Here is a 19,048-nt window from a genome sequence, read left to right on the forward strand (position 1 = left end):
CGGTGGCGACCGCGTGCGGGTGCGGCTGTCGAACGAGTACGGCACGACCCCGCTGCATGTCGGCGCGGCGCGGATCGCGCTGGCCGGCGATGGCGTCGCCACAGTTCCGGGTTCCAGCCGCGCCCTGACCTTCGGCGGCAAGGCATCCATCACGATCCCGCCCGGCGCACCGGCGGTCAGCGACCCGGTCGCGCTCGACGTGGCCGCGCTGGCGAGCCTCTCGGTCAGCCTGTACCTGCCACGGCCGACGGCGGTGTCGACCTTCCACTGGGACGCGCGGCAGACCGCTTACGTGATGGCGGGCGACCAGGTCGCGGCCGACGCGCCGGTGCCCGACTCCACCCTGTCCGCGCGCGTGTTCCTGACCTCGATCCTGGTCGAGCGCGCGGCGCCGACCCGCACGGTCGTCGCCCTCGGCGACTCGATCACCGACGGCGCCACCGCGACGATGGACGCCGACACGCGCTGGCCGGACTTCCTCGCCGAACGACTGGTCGACGACGACATCGCCGTGCTCAACGCCGGCATCTCCGGCGGGCGGCTGCTGCGCGACAAAATGGGCAGCAACGCGCTCGCCCGCTTCGAGCGCGACGTGCTGGCGCAACCCGGGATCGCCGCCGTCATCGTGCTGATCGGCATCAACGACATCAGCTGGAACGCGATGGTGTTCGCGCCGCACGACGACCCGGTCGCCGCCACCGAAGTCATCGCCGGCTACCGCCAGCTGATCGCCCGCGCCAGGCTCCACGGCGTCCGCATCGTCGGCGCCACGCTGCTGCCGTTCGGGGGCGCGCTGCAGGACACGCCGATGGCGGGCTACTTCAGCGCCGAGAAGGAGCAGGTGCGCCAGGCGGTCAACCGCTGGATCCGCGACAGCGGCGAGTTCGACGCGGTGGTCGACTTCGACGCCGTGATGCGTGACCCGGCCCGTCCATCGCGCCTGCTACCGGCCTACGATTCCGGCGACCACCTGCACCCCGGCGACGCCGGCAACCAGGCCATGGCCGAGGCCATCGATATCGATGCGCTGCTCGGCAGCCACTGAGCCCGGCACGGGCCACCGCTGCGCGGGCGGACGATCAACCGCGGCGCGGCGGCTCGCTCACCACGGCAAGGGACTGCCGTTGGCGTGCCAGAACGTGCCGGTCTGCTCCAGCGTGAGCGTGTCGAGCCGTTCGACCAGTTGCGCGGCCGCCTGCTCCGGGCTGACGTCGCCGCTGCCGCCGACCATGTCGGTGGCGACGAACCCCGGGTGCAGCAGGAACACCGCGATCCCGCGCGGCGCCAGGTCGACCGCCAGCGACTTGCCGATCGCGTTCACCGCCGCCTTGGACGCGCGATAGCCGTAGCGCCCGCCCGAACCGTTGTCGGCCATCGAGCCCATGCGGCTGGTGATGATGCCGACCTTCGCGTTGTCGGCGAGCTTGCCCATCAACGCCTGCGCGACCCGCAACGGGCCGAGCGCGTTGACCTCGAACTGCCGGCGCATGCTGTCGAAGCCGTCTTCGTCGATCTCGCCCAGCACCTCGCGCCCGAGGATGCCGGCGTTGAGCACCAGCACGTCGATACGCGTGTCCCCGAGGCGTTCGGCGAGTGCGGCCAATGCACCGTCGTCGGTCACGTCGACGCCGGGCTCGACCTGCGCACCTGTCGCGGCCAATGCATCACTCGAATTGCGACAGGCCGCGATGACGGTGTCGCCGCGGCCGGTGAAATGCTTCGCAAGCGCCAGGCCGATGCCGCGGTTGGCGCCAGTGATCAGGACGGTTTTCATGGGGCGACTCCGTGTGGGGATCCCCGATGGATGGCGCCGCGCGCCACGCCAATCAACCCCGGCCGACCGACGCCGCACCCCTGGAAGGTCATCAATTCGATAGTTACCGGCGGAGAAACGACAACCCGGGCGGATGTAGCGGGCGCTGGCGCTGCCTACGATGCAGGCATGTGTACGAATCGCGATATCGACGAGGCCCGCATGACGATCGACCTGGACCGGCCGTACCGCCTGTCCGACAGCCAGGTGGCGCAGTTCCGCCGCGACGGCTTCATCAAGCTCAAGGATGTGTTCAACGCCGACGAGCTGCGCCATTACGGCGAGGAGATCACCCGGCTGACGATCGCGCTCAACACCCAGACCCTGCCGCTGGAGCAGCGCAGCACCTACGACCGCGCATTCCTGCAGGTGATGAACCTCTGGCGCGAGGGCGGGCGCGTGCGCGAGTTCGTGTTCGGCAAGCGCCTGGCCGGGCTGGCGGCGGCACTGCTGCAGGTCGACGGCGTGCGCCTGTACCACGACCAGGCGCTGTACAAGGAGCCCGGCGGCGGCATCACCCCGGCCCATGCGGACCAGTACTACTGGCCGGTCGACAGCGACCGCTGCATCACCGCCTGGGTGCCGCTGCAGGCGGTGCCGCAGGAGATGGGCCCGTTGGCGTTCTTCGCCGGCAGCCAGGACGTCGAGTTCGGCCGCGACCTCGGCATCTCCGACGAGAGCGAGCAGCTGATCACCGCCAACATGGAGGCGCACGGCTTCCCGGTGGTCGACGCGCCGTTCGAGCTCGGCGAAGTCAGCTTCCACCTCGGCTGGACCTTCCACCGCGCCGGACCGAACCGCTCCGACCGCCCGCGCGCGGTGATGACGGTGATCTACATCGACCGCGACATGCGGCTCAAGGCGCCGGAGAACCACATGCAGCAGGCCGACCGGGACAAGTGGTGCCCGGGCGCCGTGGTCGGCGAGGTGATCGACAGCCCGATCAACCCGGTGCTGTTCGAACCCGCATGACCGGCCAGGCGCGCCACGTCGTCACCGGACCGGCCGCGATCGCCGACGGGCAAGGCGGCTTCTCAATCGAGACGATCGAGGTCGACCCGCCCGGTCCCGGCGAGGTGCGGGTGGCGATGTCCGCCGCCGGCGTCTGCCATACCGATCACGCCTCGCTGCGCTGGCCGGGACCGCTGGTGATGGGGCACGAGGGCGCCGGCCACGTCGAGTCGGTCGGCGACGGCGTGCACGGACTCGAACCCGGCCAGCCGGTGCTGCTCAACTGGGCGATTCCCTGCGGCGACTGCTTCCAGTGCATGCGCGGCGCGCAGGCGCTGTGCGAACGCACGCATGAACTCGACGTGCCGCGCCTGGGCAGCAGCCGCGCGCATGCCGGCGGCACCCGGCTGCGCGGCGAGCCGGTCGCGCGCTCGTTCCACCTCGGCACCTTCGCCTCCCACACGCTGGTGCGCGCCGAGGCGGTGACGCCGCTGCCACCCGACCTGCCGCTGGATACCGCCTGCATCCTCGGTTGCGCGGTCATGACCGGGGTCGGCTCGGTGGTCAACGTCGCCGCGGTGTCGCCGGGCGAGTCGGTCGCGGTGATGGGCTGCGGCGGGGTCGGCCTCAACGTGGTGCAGGGTGCGCGGCTGGCGGGCGCAACCACCATCATCGCGATCGACCGGCAGCCGTCGCGGTTGCAGCGCGCGCGCGAACTCGGCGCCACCGATTTGATACTGGCCACCGACGGTGACCCGCAGGCGGTGGTCGACGCGGTCCGTGCGCTCAGCGACGGGCGCGGCGTCGACCATGCATTCGAAGCCACCGGCGTGCCGGCACTGGCGTTCCTGCCGCTGCAACTGGTGCGCAATGGCGGCAACGCGTTGCAGGTCAGCGGCGCGCACGGCGACGGCTGCGTCGAACTGCCGCGTTTCTTCTGGAACAAGCGCTACCTGACGCCGCTCTACGGCGACTGCGTGCCCGCGCGCGACTTCCCGCGGCTATTCGCATGGGTGGCCCAGGGCAAGCTCGAACTCGACTCGCTGGTCAGCCACCACTATCCGCTGGAGGGCCTCGACCGGGCGTTCGCCGACATGCTCGACGGCCACAGTGCAAAGGGAGTATTGCGAATCGCATGAACAGCAAACCCGCCCCGTTCCGCACCGTCGAGCGCTCCAACCTCGGCATCCCGATGGACGGCCTGGAGTTCGTGACGGTCAAGAGCCGGGCACTCGGCCAGCGCGCCGACATCACCTTCCACGTCCCGCCGCAGGCGCGCGGCTGCACCGACCTGCCGGTGGTGATGCTGCTGCACGGCGTCTACGGCTCGCACTGGGCATGGGCGCTCAAGGGCGGCGCGCACGTGACCGCACAGCGCCTGATCGACGAGGGTGCATTGCCGCCGGTGATGCTGGTGATGCCGTCCGACGGGCTGTGGGGCGACGGCTCGGGTTACGTCGCCCACGGCGGCCAGGATTTCGAACGCTGGATCATCGACGAGGTGCCGCAACTGGCGACGCAACTGGCGGCTGGGTGCACGTCGCGTTCGCCGCTGCTGGTGGCCGGCCTGAGCATGGGCGGCTTCGGTGCGTTGCGGCTCGCCGGCAAGTATCCGGACCGCATCACCGCGGCGGCCGCGCATTCGGCGGTGACCGACCTCGCCCAGCTCGACGACGCGATCGAGGAAAACCGCGACGGCTGGAGCGATGCCTGTGCCGACCGCACCGTGCTCGCCGCGCTCACCGGCGCTCGTGGAAAGTTGCCGCCACTCCGCTTCGATTGCGGTCGCAGCGACGGCCTGTCGGCGGCCAACTTCGCCCTGCACCAGTCACTGCAGGACGCCGGCATCGCGCACGAGTACGCACAGCGCAACGGCGACCACGACTGGGACTACTGGACCCTCGCACTGGAGGACACGTTGCGCTTCTTCGGCGATGTCCTGCGTGGCGAAAGGCCCGCAACCGGAGAAGACCACGCATGAGGAAAACGCGCATGACGGGAACACCCATCGCCCTCGCCCGAAAGCTGGCTGGCTGGACCCTCGCGGCGGGATTGCTGGCGACGGCGGCGGCGTGCTCACCCGAGCCTTCCGAACCGGCAACCGAAGCAAGCACGGCGCCCGCCGACGACGCACCGACACCCGAGCTGGCCAAGGCCGGCGAGGAAGTCTTCTACCACGTGTTCATGCGCAGCTTCCGCGACAGCAACGGCGACCGCATCGGTGATCTCCCGGGCCTGACCGCCAAGCTTGGCTACCTGCGCGAACTCGGCATCACCTCGATCCTGCTGACCCCGCTGCAGCCGTCGCCGTTCTACCACAACTATTTCGCCACCGACTTCAAAGCGATCGAGCCGGCGTACGGGACGATGGAGGACTACACCGCCTTCGTCCGCGCCGCCCACGGGCACGGGCTGAAGGTCTACCTCGACCAGGAGATCCAGTACGTCGGCGAGGGCCACCCGTGGCTGGAGCAGTCGCGCGGCAAGCCCGATGCGCCGTTCGCCGACTACCTGCTGTGGCGCGACGCCGGGCACACCGAACCCGAACCGTTCCTCGACCAGGCCCGCTGGGAGGGCTACGACGGCCGCCACATCGCCATCGCAATGGTCGACATGAACCAGCCGGCGGTGAAGCGCTACTTCGAGGACCTGCTGCTGTTCTTCGCCGACCCGCACGGCGACGGCAGCGGCCGCGACGGCGTCGACGGGTTCCGCATCGACCACATGATGGACGACCTCGACCACAAGGGCCTGGCCACCAACCTGTTCGCCGACTTCTGGACGCCGATCTTCGACACCCTGCGCAAGCGCCGTCCCGGCTTCCGCATCCTTGCCGAGCAGAGCGACTGGGGGTTCGGCGAGGACTGGCTGGTCGAGGGCGATGCGGACCTGGTGTTCGCGTTCCCGCTGCGCGGCGCGCTGATCGAGCTCGACAAGGCTGCGATCGTCGACGCCGCGCGCAAGACCGCGGCGATCACCCCCGACGGCAAGGGCCAGATCGTGTTCCTCGAGAACCACGACACCGACCGTTTCATGTCGGTGCTCGAGCGCGACGGCAGTACCGACGATGCACCGGCCCGCGCGCGCGCCGGCGCCGCACTCGCATTGCTGATGCAGGGCGAACCGCTGCTCTACTACGGGCAGGAACTCGGCATGCGCGGCATCACCCGCACCGGCACCCTGTCCGATTCGGCGCACATCCCGCTGCGCGAGGCGATGCGCTGGTCGGCCGAGCTCGGCGCACCGGGCTCGGCAACCTGGTACCAGGGCGACCAGCCGTGGTGGACCGACCGCTACAACCGCTCCAGCGACGGCGTGTCGGTCGAGGAACAGGACGCCGACGCCGGTTCGCTGCTCAACTGGTACCGCAGCCTGCTGGCCCTGCGCCAGTCGCGCCCGGAACTGCGCAACGGCGACCAGCAGTTCGCCTGCCCCGACAGCCCGGACATCGTGTGCCTGCTGCGCACCTCCGGCACCCGCCGCACCCTGCTGCTGGCCAACCTCGGCACCACGCCCGCCGCTCCCGGCCTCGACGCCGCGCTGGCCGCCGAGTCGTGGACCGACCTGCTCGACGGTGGCACAGTCGACCCGAGCCAGCCCCTGCCCGCCATGGCCGTCCGGATACTCGGCTCGCCCTGAGCAACCCACCCGCGGACGTCGACATGCCCCTGCCCCATCTCGACCGTCCCCTCTGCGAACCGGTGGAACTGCGACCCGGCACCGGCCTGCGGCTGGAACGGGTCCGGCAGGGCGCCGATGCCGGCATCACCACGCCGTTCCCGCACTACCACGACGTGCACGAGCTGGTGCTGTTCGGCAACGTGCGCGGCGACTTCCTCGCCGATGGCTGGCGCTACCCGCTGGAACCGGGCTGCATCGCCTTCGTGCCGTCGATGCGCCAGCACGACTTCACCCTGGAACCCGGCCCGCGCGACTGGGTGCTGCTGCAGGTCGACGCCATCGCCGGTGAAACCCTCGCCCGCGAGCCCGGACTGGAACGCCTCGCGCAGGCGTTCTGCGCCCTGCCGGGCCCGCGACTGCGGCAACGCATCGGCCAGATCGCCGAGTGGCTGGGCGAACTGCGCAGCGACGATCCGCTGGCGCTGCCGCTGCTTACCGCGCTGCTGCACGCCACGGTCCGCGCGCCGCTGATCGAAGGCGACAAGCTGCCCGGCGACAGTGACAGTCTCGAACGGTTGCGCCCGGCGATCGAACGGCTGCGCCGCGACCCGGCCAACGCGCCCGCCGCCGAACAGGCCGCCGCGCTCTGCGCGCTCGCACCGGCCTATTTCAGCCGACGTTTCAAGCAGCAGATCGGCATGGCCTGGAGCGAGTACGTCCGCACCCACCGCCTGCACCTGGCCAGCCAGCGCCTGCTCGACAGCGACCGCACCGTCAGCGACATCGCCTACGGCCTGGGCTTCTCGACCCCGTCGCATTTCGGCGAACTGTTCCACCGCCGCTTCGGCATGACGCCGATGGAGTACCGGCGCGCCGGCCGCGCGCGCCAAGCCGACCCACCCGGATAGACGACCGAGCCGTCGCTACTTCCTGTCGTCGCCAGACCGGCCCTCGTCCGCGTCGCGGTCGATCGAATCATCGTACCCATCGCGCACGCCCTTGCTGTCGCGGTCGCGCAGATGGTCGTCGACCTTGGCTCCGCGCGATTCCAGGTCGACGTTGCCCAGTCTGTCTTCGGTCCGCTGATCGTCGGACGGCTGGCGCAGGCCCTGGTGCTGGCCACCGGCCTCGCCGCTGCTTCGGCTGGCGGCGTTGCCGGATGACGGGTTGGATGGCTTGTTCATCTCGGTCTCCTTGCACGGAAGTACCGGCCTACCGTCCCACGGGCTGCGTTAGCGTTCCGCGACAGATCGAATCGCAATCGATCACGCGGGACCGACGCACGCCGAAAGATGCTGCCGCCATGGGTAGCGAAATCCTGACCAGTGCGAAGCAGCGCAACTACACGATCCGCGTGCACCTGCCGCCAGGCGATCCACCGCCGCGCGGACATGCGCTGGTCTGGTTGCTCGACACCCCGACCACCTGGGCGCCGATGCAGCAGGCGCTGAACGAGCAGGGCGATGGCGGCGTCGTGGTTATCGGAATCGGCTGGGAGGAACAGGGCAGTGTCGATCCCGACCTGCGCCGGCGTGACTTCACCCTGCCTGCGCGGCATGCGGTTCCGCCGCCGGGTGGCGGCGCCGGCGACTGGCGCGAGGACGGCGACGCCGACGCGTTCCTGGCGTTCCTGATCGATGTCGCGCAACCGCGTTACCTCGATGCGTTGCCGATCGATGCCGCGCGGCAGGTGCTGGTCGGCCACTCGCTGAGTGGCCTTTTCGTGCTGCATGCCTTGATGACCTGCCCCGACCGGTTCCACGGTTTCGTGGCCGCCTCGCCGTCGATCTGGTGGGACAAGGCACGGATCGTTGACGACATCGCTAACACCGACCTCTCCACCGCCCGCGACGCGCGCGTGCTGATAACGGTAGGTTCCGATGAACAGGTCGCCGGGCCGGAGAAGCCACCCCGGATCGACGGCGAAGACGAGGCGGCGATGCTCGGCGAGCAGCATATGGTCGACAACGCCAGCGCGTTTGCCGGCGCGCTGCGCAAGCGTGGCCTCGACTGCCGCTTCGAGCTGGTCGAAGGCGAGGACCACAAGTCGGTGATCCCCGCCGCGATGGCGCATGCGCTGCGTTTCACCCGCGACGACGCGCGGTCATTCCCGGAATGACACATGGCCCTACCTGTACAGGCGGCAATGACTTCCGGAAGTTTTCATTCCGTCCGCCGCTGGCCTAGGCTGGCCGAACCCACCGTCCGGATCCCGCCATGTCCCGCCTTCCCCGCCGCTCGCTGCTGTCGCTGACCCTGTCCGCCGCCCTCGCCACCGGCCTGGCCGGCTGTTCGCCCGGCACCGACGGAAGCGCCGACGCCCCGACGACCGACAGCACCACCCCGGCCGCCGACACCGCGACCACCGCGCCGGTGCTCGGCAGCTTCGGCTTCGACATCGCCGGGATGGACCGCGAGGTCCCGCCCGGCGACGACTTCTACCGGTACGCCAACGGCGGCTGGATGGAGTCCACGCAGATCCCGGCGGACCGCTCCAGCTTCAACAGCTTCACCCGGATCGTGGTAGACACCGAGAAGAACGTCCGCCAGATCATCGAGGACGCCGCCGACGACGAGGCCGCGCAGGGTCCGATGCGCAAGGTCGGCGACTACTACACCGCGTTCATGGACGAGGCGGGGATCGAGGCCAGGGGCATCGCGCCGCTGCAGCCGCAACTGGACGAAATCGCCGCGATCGCCGACAAGCAGGCGCTGGCGACCGAGCTGGGCAGCCAGTTGCGCGCCGACGTCGACCTGCTCAACGCCACCGACTACTACACCGACCGCCTGTTCGGCCTGTGGGTCTCGCAGGACCTGCACCAGCCCGACCGCAACGTGCCCTACCTGGTGCAGGGAGGCCTCGGCATGCCCGACCGCAGCTTCTATCTCGACGACGGCCGCATGGCCGAGTTGCGCACGGCCTACCAGGCGCATGTCGCGAAGATGCTGGAGCTGGCCGGGATCGATGACGCCGCGGCCAAGGCCGAACGCATCGTCGCGCTGGAAACCGCGATCGCCAAGGTGCACGCCACCCAGGAACAGACCAACAACGTCGAGGCCGGCGCCAACGCGTGGACCGCGGCCGACTTCGCGGCCAAGGCGCCCGGCATGGACTGGGATGCGTTCCTCAAGGCGGCCGGTCTCGGCGGGCAGCAGGACTTCATCGCCTGGCAGCCCGACGCCGTCGCCGGCATCTCAAAACTGGTCGCCTCGCAGCCGCTGGACACCTGGAAGGAGTACCTGACATTCCACGCCATCGACCGCGCCGCGGCCACGCTGCCCAAGGCCTTCGGCGATCAGCAGTTCGCGTTCTACGGCAAGACCCTCAACGGCACCCCGCAGCAGCGCGACCGCTGGAAGCGCGCGGTCAGCGCGACCAACGGCGCGCTGGGTGAAGCGGTCGGACAGGAGTACGTCGAGCGCCACGTCAGCGCCGAGACCAGGGCGCGCGCCGAGGCGATGGTCGACAACATCGTCGCCGCGTTCGGCAAGCGCATCGACGCGCTGGAGTGGATGAGCGACGAGACCAAGGCGCAGGCCCGGGCCAAGGTCGCCGGGCTGACCGTCGCGCTGGGCTACCCGGACAGCTGGCGCGACTACGGCGCGCTGGAGATCAAGCCCGACGATGCACTGGGCAACGCGCAGCGCGCGTCCGCGTTCGAGTACCAGCGCAACCTCGCCAAGCTCGGCCAGCCGGTCAACCACGACGAGTGGTACATGCTGCCGCACACGGTCAACGCGCTGAACGTGCCGCTGGAGAACCGGCTGATCTTCCCGGCCGCGATCCTGCAGCCGCCGTTCTTCGATCCCAATGCCGACGACGCGGTCAACTACGGCGCGATCGGCGCGGTCATCGGCCACGAGATCAGCCACAGCTTCGACAACCTCGGCGCGCTGTTCGACAAGGACGGCAGGCTGCACAACTGGTGGACGCCGGAAGACCTGGAGCGCTTCGAGGCCGCGGGCGACGCACTGGCCGCGCAGTTCAGCGAATACAAGGCGTTCGACGACCTGGCCGTCAACGGCAAGCTGAGCCTGGGCGAGAACATCGCCGATGTCGCCGGCCTCGCCACCGCCTACGACGCCTACCGGCTGTCGCTGCAGGGCCAGCCCGGCGAGACGCTGGAAGGCTTCAGCCCCGACCAGCGCTTCTTCCTCGGCTTCGCCCAGGCGTGGCGCGGCAAGTACCGCGAGGCCGCGCTCCGCAACGCGATCCTGACCGACGTGCACGCGCCCGGCCGGTTCCGCGCGCAGACCGTGCGCAACCTCGACGCGTGGTACCCGGCGTTCGAAGTGACCGAAGGCCAGGCGCTTTACCTGGCGCCGGAAGACCGGGTCAAGGTCTGGTAGTTGCCTGGCACCGGACCGGACGCACGGACGACGCCGGCCGCGGGCGCAACGCCACGCGGCCCGGCCTGTTCGTTCGTCATCCCGGCGCACGACGAGGCGGCGCTGCTCTGCGACACCCTGTCGGCGTTGCAGGCGGCCGCCGACAGTCTGCAACTGGATTACGAAGTCGTCGTGGTCGACGACGCCTCGACCGACGACACCGCCGGCATCGCGCGCCGCGCCGGGACGCGGGTGCTGCAGGTATCGCACCGCCACATCGCCGCGACCCGCAACGCCGGCGCCGGCGTCGCCCGCGGCGAGCGGCTGGTGTTCGTCGATGCAGACACCCGGCTGGATGCGACCGTGCTGTCCGCCGCCATCGCGGCGATGGATGCGGGCGCGGTCGGCGGCGGCTGCGCGGTGCGGCTGGCGGGCAAGGTGCGGCTGACGGAACGCGGGTTCACCGCGCTGGTGATGCAGGTGTTCCGCATCACCCGGATCGCGCCCGGCTGCTTCCTCTTCTGCACCCGCGAGGCCTTCGACCGCGTCGGCGGCTTCGACGAGGGCCTGTACGCGGCCGAGGACGTGGCGATGAGCCGGGCGCTGGCCCGCCAGGGTCGCTTCGTGATCCTGCGCGAGGCGGTCTGGACCTCGGACCGCAAACTGCGGACCTTCAGCGTCGTCGAGCACCTGCGGTTGATGCTGCAGGTCGCATTCCGCGGCCGCGGCGCGCTGCGCTCGCGCGAGCACCTGGGGCTCTGGTACGACAAACGGCGGAACGACCGATGAGGTGCGCACCACGATGAATACGCCCGACATGATCGGCTGGGGCGCCTCGGCGATCCTGATCGCGACGCTGGCCCGGCAGGGCTGGCACCAGTGGAAGGATCCGGACCCGCGCGGGGTGTCGCACTGGCTGTTCCTCGGCCAGATATCGGCCTCGGTCGGCTTCATCGCCTACAGCTGGATGCTGGACAACATGGTCTTCATCGTCACCAACAGCCTGATCCTGGTGACGGCGATCGTCGGCCAGCTGGTGTTCCTGCGCGCGCAGCGCAGGTCCAGGCGCGCGAAGCGGTAGGCCGGGCACGTCCCGGTCGGGGTTTCGCGCGCTTCGTCGGCGCATGCCGGGCTTCGTCGCCGGCGCCGCCAGCAGCGGCCTGGTACTGGCTATGCTCCGGCCATCCCAGCCGTCGGGCCAGAGATCATGATCAGAAACTTCTTCTTCGTCCTCCGCTTCGCCATCGCCTGGATGCTGGCGATCATCCTTGTCGCGATCCTGTGGTCCAACCTGCCGCTGGTCGGCTGGATGGACTGGCCGATCGTGCTCGGCGGGATGATCCTGATGGCGCTGGTGGTCACCGGGGCGGTGTCGCACGTCGGCCGGGTCCGGCTGATCGCCGGGCGGACCGACCGCGACGCGCTCGGCAACCGCCAGCGCCGCCAGATCGAGATCCCGCTGGAGGCCGGCGAGGCGTTCGACCTGCTCGACGCGGCGATCCGCGAACTGCCGCGCGTCCAGCAGGTCGAGAGCGCGCGCGACAGCCTGCAGGTGCGCGGCAAGATCGAGCGTCCGCAGACCTACGGCAGCCGTCCGCTCGGGCGCTGGAACCCGCTGCTGTGGTTCGGCATCCCGCGCAACCAGATCCTCGCCACCGTCACCCCCAACCATGACAGCGGCAGCGTGACCCTGATCTGCGAGCCCGAATCGCCGACGTGGAGCGACTGGTTCCTGGTCGACGACGGCACCAACTACGAGAACGCCGAGGCGATCAGCCGCGCGATCACCCGCCGCGTCGCCGAGCACCGCCGTGGCGAGCGCGCCGCGGCCGTGCAGACCGAGACCGAGAAGGAACTCACCGTCGCCAGGCTCAGCCTGCTGCACGCGCAGGTGGAGCCGCACTTCCTCTACAACACACTGGCCAGCGCGCAGCTGCTGACCCGCAGCGACCCGGCGCGCGCCGACGAGATGCTCGGCCACCTGATTCAGTACCTGCGCCATTCGCTGCCGCGCACCGAGAACGAGATGTCGACGCTGGGCGCCGAACTGGAGCGCGCATTGGCCTACCTGGAAATCCTCAGGATCCGGATGGGGCCGCGGCTGTCGGTGCAGGTCGACGTGCCGGAGAACCTGCGTGCCACGCCGCTGCCGCCGATGATGCTGCAGACGCTGGTCGAGAACGCGATCAAGCACGGCCTGGAACCGCGCACCGGTGGCGGCACGGTGTGGATCCGCGCACGCCGCAGCGACGGCACGGTGGCGGTGACCGTGGCCGACGATGGCGACGGCTTCAGCAGCAAGACCGCCGGCACCGGGATCGGCCTCAGGAACGTCCGCGAGCGGTTGCGCCTGCTGTTCGGCAACGAAGGCTCGCTGGCGGTGATCGCCAACTTCCCGGCCGGCGTTGCCGCCACCCTCAGCGTCCCGGCCGGCCCGCCCGCCACCGCTCCGACGCAACTGGCCGACGCCGATGTCTGAATCCGTCACCACCTGCATCGTTGCCGAGGACGAAGCGCTGCTGCGGCAGTCGCTGGTCGAGCAGCTCGGCCACGCCTGGCCGCAACTGCGGATCGTGGCCGAATGCGAGGACGGCGCCGGCGCACTGGAAGCGCTGGCCGAACACCGCCCCGACATCGCCTTCCTCGACATCCGCATGCCCGGCCTGACCGGGCTGGAAGTCGCGGCCGCCGCGGCCGAGGTCAGCCCCGGCACCCGCATCGTGTTCGCCACCGCCTACGACCAGTACGCGATCGACGCGTTCGAGCACGGCGCGGTCGACTACCTGCTCAAGCCGATCATGCCGGAGCGGCTGGCGGCCACCGTGCAACGCCTGCAGGCCCATGCCGGCCAGCACAATGCCGAGGCCCTCGCGGCACTGCTGGCACGGCTTGGCGCGCGGCAGCCGGCCGGCGACGCGCCGCCGCTGACCTGGCTGACCGCCAGCGCGGGCCGCGAGACCCGCCTGGTCCTGGTCGACGAGGTCGCGTATTTCCGCGCCGACAACAAGTACACCACGGTGATGACCGCCGACGGCGAGGCGCTGCTGCGGACGCCCATCCGCGAGCTGCTCGGCCTGCTCGATCCTGCGGTGTTCAAACAGATCCACCGCTCGACCATCGTCAACCTCAAGGCGATCGCCGGCATCACCCGCGACGACAGCGGCCGCGGCATCGTCCGCCTGCGCAACCGCCCGGAAACACTGACCGTCAGCGCACCGTACATGGCGCTGTTCCGCCACATGTGACCACGACACGTCCTGCGAGGTGACCCGTGAACACGCTCATCGTCCTGCTGGCGCTGCTGCTCTCGCCGTTCGGCATCGAGGTCGGCACCACGGCGCCCGCCACCGGCGCCGATTCGACCGGCACCTGCCTGGTGGCGACGCTCCAGCGCATGGCCTGGGCGACCGGTGACGGCGGTCGGCGCGACTTCCATCTGTGCATCGCTGTCGAGGGCGCCGACGCACCGGCCCGATAGCCTCAGCGCGCTATGCAGGTCCGGCCGGCCCACAGGTGGGTGACGCGCGCATCCGGGCCGGCCGAGTCGAGCAGCCCCGCGACCTGTCCGGCGCTGAACTCGGTGCCCAGCGACGAGGGCGCGATTTCGACCACCGTGCCGCCGCCTTCGAGCGCGGCGCGGGTGGAGCCGATCGCGATCCCGTCGACGGTCGACAGGCCGGACCCGTCCGGGCCGAGCGACCAGCCGACAAACGCGTCGTCGGCGAACCACGTCGCCAGGCCACCCGGCCAGCGCACCCGGGTGGCGCCGCAGTCGCTGTTCCCGCTTTCGCCGGTCGGCGCCGCGCCGAGTACTTTCCGGAGCATCGCCAGCGTTTCGGCCTTGCCGGTTCCGAATGCGACCGGCCGCGCCGAGCCCGATGGCAGCACGAAGATGCGCAGGCCCTCGCCTTCCAGCGCCAGCGTCGCCGCCGGTTGTTCCGATGCAGTCGGCTCCGATGCAGTCGGTTCCGGTGTCGCCGGTGCGGACGATGCAGCCGAGCTTGCCACCGCCCGCGAACCGGGTTTCGGCGCCGTCGCCGTGCGGCTGAAGCACTGCGGCCCGACATCGTGGTTCCACTCGCCGGCATTCCACGGCCCACCGCGCGCCTGGACCCGCGCGGTATCGGTGACGAACTCCGCGCACAGGGTGTAGCTGCGCGCGCCGTCCACCGTGTAGCCGTAGGCGGTGCCGGTCACCGGATCGACGATCGACAGTTGCTGTCCGGGCTGCGCGGCCAGGGTGGCGAGGTCCGGCGGCACCGTGTCGTTGGCCTGCACGTGGATGTCGATCGCCTGGACGATGCGGTTCAGCTCGTCGATGCGGCGGCTGTCGAGCCGGGCGTCGCGCTGCACCGACGGCGAGTCCATCACCAGCACCGCGGCCACCACGGTCGCCAGCACCACCACGCTGGCGATGACCGCGAGCCAGCGCCCCGAACGGTCGTGCTTCGGGTCGGCGCTCACGCTTCGGCCTCCTCGCGACGCAGGTCGCGCAGGTAGTAGCCGAAGATCGCACCCGCGATCGCTCCGACCACCAGCACCTTGAGCACGAAGCGCAGCGACAGCTCGCCGCCCAGCAGGTTGTAGACCAGGGTGATGAGGTCGCCGATCAGGATCGTGGCGGCGAGGAACAGGGTCAGGTAGGTCAGCCAGCGCCGCACCGCCGACAGGCGCCGGGCCGGGTTGCGCGCCATGTCCTGGCCGAGGTGGCGGGCAACGAACAGGAACACCGGGAAGGCGATCACCAGCGACGCCACCGACCAGCGCATCGAGTGCGCGGCACTGCGGACCGCGTACGCCGGGTCGGCCGCGTCGGGCAGGAACCGGTTGATCAGGTCGAACAGCAGGCTGCCAAGCTGGTAGGCCGACAGGTACAGCGTCGCGAACAGCACCAGATAGAGGAACGCCTCACGCGGTGACAGGTAGGGGCGCGGTCGTGGCACCGGCAGCCGGAACTCGACGTCGGCATAGGCGTCGATCGCGTCGCGGGCCTGCTCCGGGGTCCAGCCGGCGGCGGCCAGCGCGGTGCCGATCGCCTCTTTGGAGGCGCCCGCGGCGAGCGCCTCGCGTACGAACATATCCAGATCCTGCGTGCCTGCGGCCATGCCTGCTCCTCATCCGGGACATCGGTCCCCGGAATCTAGCAGGCCCGCATGATGTGCCGCGTGGCGCACGGATCAGCCGTCGCGGCGCGGCAGCTTCCAGTCCGGACGGATGAAGTGGCAGGTGTAGCCCTCCGGAAGCCGCTCCAGGTAATCCTGGTGCTCCGGTTCGGCTTCCCAGAAATCACCGGCGGGCTCGACCTGGGTCACCACCTTGCCGGGCCACAGACCGGATGCATCGACGTCGGCGATGGTGTCCTCGGCGACCTTTTTCTGCTCCGGCGATGCGTAGAAGATCGCCGAGCGGTACGACGTGCCAAGGTCGTTGCCCTGGCGGTTCTCGGTGGTCGGGTCGTGGATCTGGAAGAAGAACTCGAGCATCTCGCGGTAGCTGGTCTGCTCCGGATCGAACACGATCTCGATCGACTCCGCGTGGCTGCCGTGGTTGCGGTAGGTCGCATTGGGCACGTCGCCGCCGCTGTAGCCGACCCGGGTCGAAACCACCCCGGGCTGCTTGCGGATCAGGTCCTGCATGCCCCAGAAGCAGCCGCCGGCAAGAATCGCCTTTTCAGTACTCATCGAATGTCCTCCACCTGGTCCAGATAGGCGCCGTAGCCCTGCGCGTCCATCTCCTCGCGGGGGATGAAGCGCAGCGACGCGGAGTTGATGCAATACCGCAGGCCGCCGCGGTCCGGCGGGCCGTCGGGGAATACATGGCCAAGGTGGCTGTCGCCGTGGGTGGAACGCACCTCGATGCGGGTCATGCCGTGGCTGGTGTCGCGCAACTCGCTGACGTGCGCCGGTTCGATCGGCTTGGTGAAACTCGGCCAGCCGCAGCCGGACTCGAACTTGTCGGACGAGGCGAACAGCGGCTCGCCGGACACGATGTCGACATAGATGCCCGGGTGTTTGTTGTCCAGATACTCGCCGGTGCCGGGCGCTTCGGTGCCGCTGTGCTGGGTGACGCGGAACTGCTCGGGGGTCAGGCGGGCGATGGCGTCGGGATCCTTGCTGTACCGGGACATGCGAATTTCCTGATGCGGGGAGGACACCCGACTGGATGGGGATCGCCGGGCCAAACTCAACATCCCCGCGGGCCTCTGCTAACGTCGCCGCACACACCGCCAGGCCCGCCGATGACCCCGCTGCGCACCGTCCGCGTCACCCGTTACGTCACCCCGCTGCGCGAGGGCGGCTCGATGCCGGCGGTCGTCGAGGCCGACGACGACGGCCTGTACGTGCTCAAGTTCCGCGGCGCCGGCCAGGGCGCACGGGCGCTGGTCGCCGAACTGGTGGTGGGTGAACTCGCCCGCGCGCTCGGTCTGCCGGTGCCGGAGATCGTGCTGGTCGAACTGGACCCGGAACTCGCCCGCACCGATCCCGACCCGGAAATCCAGGAACTCATCCGCGCCAGCGCCGGCCTCAACCTCGGGCTCGACTACCTCCCCGGCTCGATCAACTTCGATCCCGCCGCCGAACAACCCGACAGCGCCCTCGCCTCGGCGGTGGTCTGGCTCGACGCGTTCACCAGCAATGTCGACCGCACCTACCGCAACACCAACCTGCTGATCTGGCACCGCGCACTGTGGCTGATCGACCACGGCGCGGCGCTGTATTTCCACCACGGCTGGGACGGCTCGACCGACGCCGCCGGCAGCCGGTTCCCGCTGATCCGCGACCACGTGCTGCTGCCACTGGCCGATGAGCTGGAAGACGCCGACGCGCGCCTTGCGCCGCTGGTGACCCGCGAGCTGCTGCAGGCCATCCTCGCCCGCGTACCGGACAGCTGGCTGGCCGATGCCGATGCGTGGGCCGACCCGGCCACCCAGCGCGCGGCCTACGTCGAGTTCCTGCTGCAACGGCTCGCGCAGCGCCGTGGCTTCATCGAGGAGGCCCAGCATGCACGTGGCTGAGAGCTACGACTACGCGCTGATCCGGGTGGTGCCGCGGGTGGAGCGCGGCGAGTTCATCAATGCCGGGGTGATCGTGTCCTGCGAGTCGCGGCAGTTCCTGCAGGCACGCGTCGAAGTCGACGAGCAGCGCCTGCGCGCGCTCGATCCGGCGATCGACATCGACACCGTCCGACGCCACCTGCAGGCGATCGTGCGGGTCTGCGAAGGCGCGCCCGACGCCGGGCCGATCGCGCGCCTGCCGCGTCGCGCGCGCTTCCACTGGCTGACCGCCACGCGCAGCTCGATCATCCAGACCTCGCCGATCCACATGGGCCGTTGCACGGACCCCGCGGGATCGGTCGAACGGCTGTTCGAGCGGATGGTTTCAACCTGAACGGCGCCGGCCCTGAACCGGCGGATTTCACGAACGGCTAGCCGGTTTTTAACAACCGCCATGACAGCCTCGGGGTGGCAAAACGCAACACGATGCACCGGACGCATCTCCCCCACGCCACTTCAGGAGCATCGCCATGACACGTTTCAAGCTTTCGACACTGGCCTTCGCGCTGCTGGGCAGCCTGGCCCTCACCGCCTGCGACAACAGCGTCGACACCGCCGCGACCGATACCTACCCGGCAGCGGATTCCACCGCCGCCACCCAGCCGGTCGACGACACGGCCCCAGAGGGGATCACTGATCCGACCACCGACCCGTACGCCACCGATGACGCGACCACCACCATGGGTGACGCGAGCATCCCGACCGAGGATCCGATGGTCGACCAGGACCCGTCCCTGGCGCCGCAGACCGATCCGATGGATCCGGAAGCCGAGGAACTCGATTCGACCGACCCGACCGACGAGCCGACACCGCAGCCCTGACGGACGCGGGATAACGAAAAGGGGGCGCGAACTGTTCGCGCCCCCTTTTTCTATGCCGGTTGTGGATGTCACCGCGGGCCCGGTTACTTCTTCCCGACCAGCCAGTCCATGGCCTCGGCCTCGTCACGGAACACGCGCGCCTGCAGCCCCGCGGCGACCGCGGAAATCTCGCAGTACATGATCTGGTCCAATGCGAACGGTTTGACATGGGCGATGAGGACCCCTTCCAGCCCGTGGCCCTTCATCCGCGCCACCAGCCCCTTCCATTCCGACGCCGACAACTCCTCGCCCTTCAGTTCGTCGATGAGCAACAACCCGGACGGGCGCCGCCTGGCCAGTTCGTCCGCTATCGCCTGCCAGTAGCCGATCGTCGACGACAGCGTGCGCACGCCGATGACGCGCGCCCGCAGGACGTTGCTGTCGCAATCGGAAAAACGGATCAGGAATTCTTTTTCCATG

General features: G+C 69.8%; 23 protein-coding genes. 16 read left to right on the forward strand and 7 right to left on the reverse strand.

The features are described 5' to 3' along the window. Positions 1-448 precede the first annotated feature (448 nt). Positions 449-1,045, forward strand: coding sequence for a GDSL-type esterase/lipase family protein (locus tag ACT9AS_RS04380; RefSeq protein ID WP_445099032.1), 597 nt, complete (start codon positions 449-451; stop codon positions 1,043-1,045). 57 nt (positions 1,046-1,102) lie between these two features. Here the strand turns inward: ACT9AS_RS04380 and ACT9AS_RS04385 are convergent, their stop codons facing one another. Beyond that, positions 1,103-1,774 carry an SDR family NAD(P)-dependent oxidoreductase gene (locus ACT9AS_RS04385; RefSeq protein WP_445098884.1) on the reverse strand — a complete coding sequence of 224 codons (672 nt, stop codon included), beginning with the start codon at positions 1,772-1,774 and terminating at the stop codon, positions 1,103-1,105. 168 nt (positions 1,775-1,942) lie between these two features. Here ACT9AS_RS04385 and ACT9AS_RS04390 point away from each other — a divergent pair, with 168 nt between their 5' ends. The 5 genes from ACT9AS_RS04390 to ACT9AS_RS04410 are packed head-to-tail and all read left to right on the forward strand — an operon-like array spanning position 1,943 to position 7,293. Next, complete coding sequence (locus ACT9AS_RS04390) at positions 1,943-2,785, forward strand: phytanoyl-CoA dioxygenase family protein (RefSeq protein ID WP_445098885.1); 843 nt, start codon at positions 1,943-1,945, stop codon at positions 2,783-2,785. After that, the gene (locus ACT9AS_RS04395) at positions 2,782-3,903 is read left to right on the forward strand and encodes an alcohol dehydrogenase catalytic domain-containing protein (protein ID WP_445098886.1); all 1,122 of its coding nucleotides are present in this window, start codon (positions 2,782-2,784) and stop codon (positions 3,901-3,903) included. The genes ACT9AS_RS04390 and ACT9AS_RS04395 overlap by 4 nt, the downstream gene beginning before the upstream one ends. Further along, positions 3,900-4,745 (forward strand): alpha/beta hydrolase-fold protein, encoded by an 846-nt coding sequence (locus tag ACT9AS_RS04400; RefSeq protein WP_445098887.1) that lies wholly within the window; start codon positions 3,900-3,902, stop codon positions 4,743-4,745. Before ACT9AS_RS04395 ends, ACT9AS_RS04400 begins: the two co-directional genes overlap by 4 nt. 11 nt (positions 4,746-4,756) lie before the next feature. After that, positions 4,757-6,403 (forward strand): alpha-amylase family glycosyl hydrolase, encoded by a 1,647-nt coding sequence (locus tag ACT9AS_RS04405; protein WP_445098888.1) that lies wholly within the window; start codon positions 4,757-4,759, stop codon positions 6,401-6,403. Positions 6,404-6,426: 23 nt separating this feature from the next. Then, positions 6,427-7,293 carry a helix-turn-helix domain-containing protein gene (locus ACT9AS_RS04410; RefSeq protein WP_445098889.1) on the forward strand — a complete coding sequence of 289 codons (867 nt, stop codon included), beginning with the start codon at positions 6,427-6,429 and terminating at the stop codon, positions 7,291-7,293. Positions 7,294-7,308: 15 nt separating this feature from the next. Here ACT9AS_RS04410 and ACT9AS_RS04415 read toward each other — a convergent pair whose 3' ends face one another. Continuing rightward, positions 7,309-7,569 carry a hypothetical protein gene (locus tag ACT9AS_RS04415; protein ID WP_445098890.1) on the reverse strand — a complete coding sequence of 87 codons (261 nt, stop codon included), beginning with the start codon at positions 7,567-7,569 and terminating at the stop codon, positions 7,309-7,311. A gap of 119 nt (positions 7,570-7,688) precedes the next feature. On the opposite strand from ACT9AS_RS04415, the gene ACT9AS_RS04420 reads away from it, so the two are divergent. From ACT9AS_RS04420 to ACT9AS_RS04450, 7 genes are all read left to right on the forward strand, one after another. Further along, a complete protein-coding gene (locus ACT9AS_RS04420; protein WP_445098891.1) occupies positions 7,689-8,504 on the forward strand; it encodes an alpha/beta hydrolase-fold protein in 816 nt (271 codons plus the stop codon). Between the two features lie 98 nt (positions 8,505-8,602). After that, on the forward strand, positions 8,603-10,735 hold the full coding sequence (locus tag ACT9AS_RS04425) for a M13-type metalloendopeptidase (RefSeq protein ID WP_445098892.1): 2,133 nt from the start codon (positions 8,603-8,605) through the stop codon (positions 10,733-10,735). Then, positions 10,736-11,503, forward strand: a complete 768-nt coding sequence (locus ACT9AS_RS04430; protein WP_445098893.1) for a glycosyltransferase — start codon at positions 10,736-10,738, stop codon at positions 11,501-11,503. It begins immediately after the preceding gene. A gap of 13 nt (positions 11,504-11,516) precedes the next feature. Then, positions 11,517-11,795, forward strand: a complete 279-nt coding sequence (locus ACT9AS_RS04435) for a hypothetical protein (protein ID WP_445098894.1) — start codon at positions 11,517-11,519, stop codon at positions 11,793-11,795. Positions 11,796-11,921: 126 nt separating this feature from the next. Continuing rightward, complete coding sequence (locus tag ACT9AS_RS04440; RefSeq protein WP_445098895.1) at positions 11,922-13,193, forward strand: histidine kinase; 1,272 nt, start codon at positions 11,922-11,924, stop codon at positions 13,191-13,193. Then, the gene (locus ACT9AS_RS04445) at positions 13,186-13,959 is read left to right on the forward strand and encodes a response regulator (protein ID WP_445098896.1); all 774 of its coding nucleotides are present in this window, start codon (positions 13,186-13,188) and stop codon (positions 13,957-13,959) included. Before ACT9AS_RS04440 ends, ACT9AS_RS04445 begins: the two co-directional genes overlap by 8 nt. A gap of 26 nt (positions 13,960-13,985) precedes the next feature. Then, the gene (locus ACT9AS_RS04450) at positions 13,986-14,192 is read left to right on the forward strand and encodes a hypothetical protein (RefSeq protein ID WP_445098897.1); all 207 of its coding nucleotides are present in this window, start codon (positions 13,986-13,988) and stop codon (positions 14,190-14,192) included. Between the two features lie 2 nt (positions 14,193-14,194). On the opposite strand, the gene ACT9AS_RS04455 is transcribed toward ACT9AS_RS04450, so the two are convergent. The 4 genes from ACT9AS_RS04455 to msrB form a co-directional block, all read right to left on the reverse strand. After that, positions 14,195-15,178 carry a hypothetical protein gene (locus ACT9AS_RS04455; protein ID WP_445098898.1) on the reverse strand — a complete coding sequence of 328 codons (984 nt, stop codon included), beginning with the start codon at positions 15,176-15,178 and terminating at the stop codon, positions 14,195-14,197. Beyond that, positions 15,175-15,819 carry a DUF5671 domain-containing protein gene (locus tag ACT9AS_RS04460; RefSeq protein ID WP_445098899.1) on the reverse strand — a complete coding sequence of 215 codons (645 nt, stop codon included), beginning with the start codon at positions 15,817-15,819 and terminating at the stop codon, positions 15,175-15,177. Before ACT9AS_RS04460 ends, ACT9AS_RS04455 begins: the two co-directional genes overlap by 4 nt. A gap of 72 nt (positions 15,820-15,891) precedes the next feature. Next, positions 15,892-16,395 carry a peptide-methionine (S)-S-oxide reductase MsrA gene (msrA, locus tag ACT9AS_RS04465; protein ID WP_445098900.1) on the reverse strand — a complete coding sequence of 168 codons (504 nt, stop codon included), beginning with the start codon at positions 16,393-16,395 and terminating at the stop codon, positions 15,892-15,894. Beyond that, the gene (gene msrB, locus ACT9AS_RS04470) at positions 16,392-16,841 is read right to left on the reverse strand and encodes a peptide-methionine (R)-S-oxide reductase MsrB (RefSeq protein ID WP_445098901.1); all 450 of its coding nucleotides are present in this window, start codon (positions 16,839-16,841) and stop codon (positions 16,392-16,394) included. Before msrB ends, msrA begins: the two co-directional genes overlap by 4 nt. A gap of 120 nt (positions 16,842-16,961) precedes the next feature. Between msrB and ACT9AS_RS04475 the strand changes: the two genes are divergently transcribed. The 3 genes from ACT9AS_RS04475 to ACT9AS_RS04485 all read left to right on the forward strand — a co-directional run bounded on the left by ACT9AS_RS04475 (position 16,962) and on the right by ACT9AS_RS04485 (position 18,589). Then, positions 16,962-17,729, forward strand: a complete 768-nt coding sequence (locus ACT9AS_RS04475; protein WP_445099033.1) for a HipA family kinase — start codon at positions 16,962-16,964, stop codon at positions 17,727-17,729. Continuing rightward, positions 17,716-18,102, forward strand: coding sequence for a DUF3037 domain-containing protein (locus tag ACT9AS_RS04480; RefSeq protein ID WP_445098902.1), 387 nt, complete (start codon positions 17,716-17,718; stop codon positions 18,100-18,102). The genes ACT9AS_RS04475 and ACT9AS_RS04480 overlap by 14 nt, the downstream gene beginning before the upstream one ends. Before the next feature lie 136 nt (positions 18,103-18,238). Beyond that, complete coding sequence (locus tag ACT9AS_RS04485; protein WP_445098903.1) at positions 18,239-18,589, forward strand: hypothetical protein; 351 nt, start codon at positions 18,239-18,241, stop codon at positions 18,587-18,589. An 83-nt stretch (positions 18,590-18,672) separates the two neighbouring features. Here ACT9AS_RS04485 and ACT9AS_RS04490 read toward each other — a convergent pair whose 3' ends face one another. Next, the gene (locus tag ACT9AS_RS04490; RefSeq protein ID WP_445098904.1) at positions 18,673-19,047 is read right to left on the reverse strand and encodes a hypothetical protein; all 375 of its coding nucleotides are present in this window, start codon (positions 19,045-19,047) and stop codon (positions 18,673-18,675) included. Position 19,048 lies beyond the last annotated feature (1 nt).

It is taken from the genome of Lysobacter sp. F60174L2 (assembly GCF_052547135.1).